This window comes from Kitasatospora sp. NEAU-CNBT7 (genome assembly GCF_057220535.1).
On sequence record NZ_JBXQQB010000111.1, the window covers coordinates 1 to 3,432 of the forward strand.

General features: G+C 68.6%; 3 protein-coding genes and 1 pseudogene. 1 reads left to right on the forward strand and 3 read right to left on the reverse strand.

Annotation, left to right across the window (positions count from 1 at the left end):
* The first annotated feature begins 18 nt into the window (after positions 1-18).
* Positions 19-1,091 (forward strand): IS630 family transposase gene (locus AC2TEW_RS38690; RefSeq protein ID WP_484627739.1). Its coding sequence is split into 2 segments (ribosomal slippage): positions 19-502 and positions 502-1,091, totalling 1,074 coding nucleotides; the frame shifts between segments, so codons are not numbered across the junction.
* Between the two features lie 19 nt (positions 1,092-1,110).
* Here AC2TEW_RS38690 and AC2TEW_RS38695 read toward each other — a convergent pair.
* The 3 genes and pseudogenes from AC2TEW_RS38695 to AC2TEW_RS38705 form a co-directional block, all read right to left on the reverse strand.
* Positions 1,111-1,887 carry a DsbA family protein gene (locus AC2TEW_RS38695; protein ID WP_484627826.1) on the reverse strand — a complete coding sequence of 259 codons (777 nt, stop codon included), beginning with the start codon at positions 1,885-1,887 and terminating at the stop codon, positions 1,111-1,113.
* A 669-nt stretch (positions 1,888-2,556) separates the two neighbouring features.
* On the reverse strand, positions 2,557-3,018 hold the full coding sequence (locus AC2TEW_RS38700) for a hypothetical protein (RefSeq protein ID WP_484627827.1): 462 nt from the start codon (positions 3,016-3,018) through the stop codon (positions 2,557-2,559).
* A 252-nt stretch (positions 3,019-3,270) separates the two neighbouring features.
* Positions 3,271-3,432 (reverse strand): annotated as a pseudogene (locus AC2TEW_RS38705) (IS701 family transposase); the annotation flags it as partial.

The following is a 3,432-nucleotide window of genomic DNA, read 5'->3' on the forward strand; positions in this document are numbered from 1 at the left end:
TTTCGCTACTCCGTGCGTATGAGGTATGCGGATGGCGGCGGGCTGACCGCCGTAGGGCGGGCGAAGCGGGAGCGGGTGCGCTTCGAGGCCGCGGAGTTGTTCGAACAGGGAGTGCGCCCGTCGGAGGTCGCGCGGCGGCTGCGGGTGTCGCGGAAGTCCGTCTATGCCTGGCAAGCCCGGTGGCGGGATGGCGGTGTCCAGGCGCTGGTGTCGAAGGGGACGCAGGGCCCGCGGTGTCGGTTGGACATTGAGCAGCCGCAGCGGCTCGAGGCGGAGCTGACGCGGGGGCCGGCCGCGCACGGCTGGACGGAGGACCAGCGCTGGACGCCGGCCCGGATCGCGGTGCTGGTCGAGCGGCTGTTCAAGGTCTCCTACAGTCTGAAGGGCATGTCGCTGGTCCTGCACCGGATGGGCTGGAGCGTGCAAGTCCCGATGCATCGCCCGGTGGAGCGCGACGACGCGGCGGTGGCCGCCTGGCGGGAGGAGACCTGGCCCGCCGTGGGAAAACCGCACGGGACCAGGGCGCGTGGGTGGTCTTCGAGGACGAGGCAGGCCAGTCGCTGAGGCCTCCGAAGGCGCGCACCTGGTCCCGGAAGGGACAGACACCCGTCGTGAAGGTCACCGGCAAGGGCTCCGGCCGCGTCTCGCCCGCCGGGCTCGTGTGCGTCCGGCCCGGTGACCCGCGGACCCGACTGATCTACCGCATGATCGTCCATCGTGGCCGCAAGGGCGAGAAGAAGGGCTTCCGCGAGAAGGACCTCGCCCGGCTGCTCGATGCAGCCCACCAGCAGCTCGGCGGCCCGCTCGTCCTGGTGTGGGACAACGCCACCGCCCACACCGACCGCGTGATGCGCGAGCTGATCGCCACCCGCTCGTGGCTGACCGTCTTCCGCCTGCCGCCGTATGCGCCGGACCTCAACCCCGCCGAGGGTGTGTGGGCCCACCTCAAGAAGAGTCTGGCCAACCTCGCACCCCACACCACCGACCAGCTCGCCACGGCGGTCCGGACCCGACTGAAGAAAACGCAGTACCGTCCCCGCCCCATCGACGGCTTCATCGCCGAGACCGGCCTGACCTTCCAACTCCCATAATCACCTCACTACTTCAACCTCAATTGCCCTGGTTGGCGGCGTCGACCCATTTCACCAGATTCTCCGGGGTGATCTGTTCGGTGCCTTTCCCGGGGTAGACCGGCTGACCGTTGAGCAGCACGGTCGGTGTTGTGGTGTAGCCGGACTTGTCGAAGTCCTGCTGGACCGCGGAGACCCATCCGCTATACGTGTTGTTGTTGACACAGGACTCGAAGGTGGGGGTGTCCAGGCCGTCGACCTGCCTGGCCAGGTTGATCAGGGTGGCTTTGCTGCCGAAGGCGTCCTCGGTCTCGGCCGGCTGGTTGCGGTACAGGACGTCGTGGTAAGCCCGGAAGTGCCCGGCGTCCTGGGCGCAGCCGAGGGCGTTGGCGGCGTATTTCGAGCCGTTGCCGCGTCCTCCGCGGTCGATGAAAGAGACGATGTGGTAACTGGTGTTGATCTTTCCCAGGTCTTCCAGCTGGGTGATGGACGCAGAGAGTTCATGCTCGAAGTTGCCGCAGGCCGGGCAACGTGGGTCCTCGTAGATGGTCAGGGTGGACGGGGCGTCGGGCGCGCCGACCGTGATGGCGAGGTTCCTGTCGCCGGTGGTGCCAGCCGGGACGGCGGCCGGGGTCTCCGGCTGGGAGCGCTCGTTCTGCACCACCACGCCGATGACCACGGCGGTGGCGATGACTGCCAGCACCGCTGCGCCCACGGCCATCTTCTTCCTGCGCCTGACTCGTTCCTCCTCCATCGCCCGCTCCTGCAGCATTCGTCTACGGGCGGTGCGCTTGCTTTCATGATTCTGTTCGCTCATCTGTCTGGGGATTCCTGGGTCGGGGACGGTGGGCTCGCCGGTCGGCCGGTGCGTGAAACCGGTGCGGGGCCGGAGCATCCGGCCGAGCGGTGCCAAGCGCCGGGTGTCAGGCAGGGGCTCGTGCCAATCCTCGCCCCGGGAGGCTTTCGCTGCCATCCCGACTCGTGTCGCTGGAGCGAGGCCTGCAAGGCCTCACCAGGTGGTCCACTTCGCCAGCGCTGGCTGGCTCACCAGCCGCGACCCCGAACCGCAGGACAAGGCCGTCAGATTCCTCGGCCTCATCGCGTCCAGCGCAGTCTTCTCCACCACTGCGGACATGGCGCACGTCCTGGAGCTGGGCTGCTCCCGCATCACGCAGTGGCCCGTACGGGTGCGGCGGACGAACCGAGGCTCCGTGCCCGGTCCCCGGCGGGGAAAGGCCCCAGCGGGGACCGGATCCACGGGACGAAGTACGGCGGGATGACGATGGTCCGGAAGGCTTCGGGCCGCCTGCAGGGCCGATACGGCCGGCGAAGCGCGGAGAAGAAGTATCCGACGGCATGAGTCCAGCATCTTCCTCGGCATCGTGAACGACTGTCCTGCCCGGGCCGTTCGGACGCGACAGTAGCGCCGCGGGCCTTCCTGATAGGCCGGGCGCTGTGGACTGGCCTCTCCTCCTGCCGGTCCGGTTCAGCGGTGGCTGCGGGGCTTGTCGTCGTCCTCGCCGGTCTCTCCCTCGGGTCCGTGGTGGCCGCAGTCGGCGTCGCGGGTGGTGCGCTGGTGGAGGAGTCTGCGGCGGGACTGCCAGGCGTGGGCACGGTCGAGCTGCTGGTGGGTGAGACCGGTGGCCTGGAGTATTCGCTCGGGGGTGGCCTCGTGGCCGAGCCGGCGGCAGGCCTCGAAGACGAGGGAAGCCCAGAGCTCCTCGTCGTCGAAGACACGCTGTTCGTAGGCGATGACGAGGGTCTGGAGGTGGTCCCAGGAGCAGGCGGTCAGCAGGCGCTCGCCGTGCGCGAGATCACCGCGGGCGGTGGCGGAGGAGTCCGCGACCACGCTCAGGTAGACCTCGTCCTCGGGTACGAGGGCTGCGCACAGGTCGCACAGCTCGAGGCTTTCCGGGTTCCGGTCATCATGGCTGTCGCGGTGTGTCATGGCTGGCCCCGTCCTGTTGGGGAGACGGGCAGGCCCGGGAAGGATGTCCTGCTCCTTAGGACTGCAACGGTGCTTAACGTGATGAGGCATCAGCTCTTGGGGTGTTGCCTCGTCTCTTGTAGTGGCTGGTCCGGGCTTGGTGCTGGCGTCGTCGGCGCCGGTGGGACCGGTGCAGGACGTGGGCGATGCTTCGGCGAACGGGCCGGGTGAGGTGGGCGATCAGTCGACGGATCTCGGGGACGGTGAGTGGGATCAGGTCTGGCGTTCGAGCCGGTCCGGCCCCTTTTCGAGCTGCTGGGCCCGCATGACTGTCAGGTAGGCGTGGGCGGCCATGGCGAGGGTGATGTGCCGATACCAGCCCGGGTAGCGACGGATTTGGTAGTCGTCCAGGCCGCACTGGCCCTTCGCGGTCTG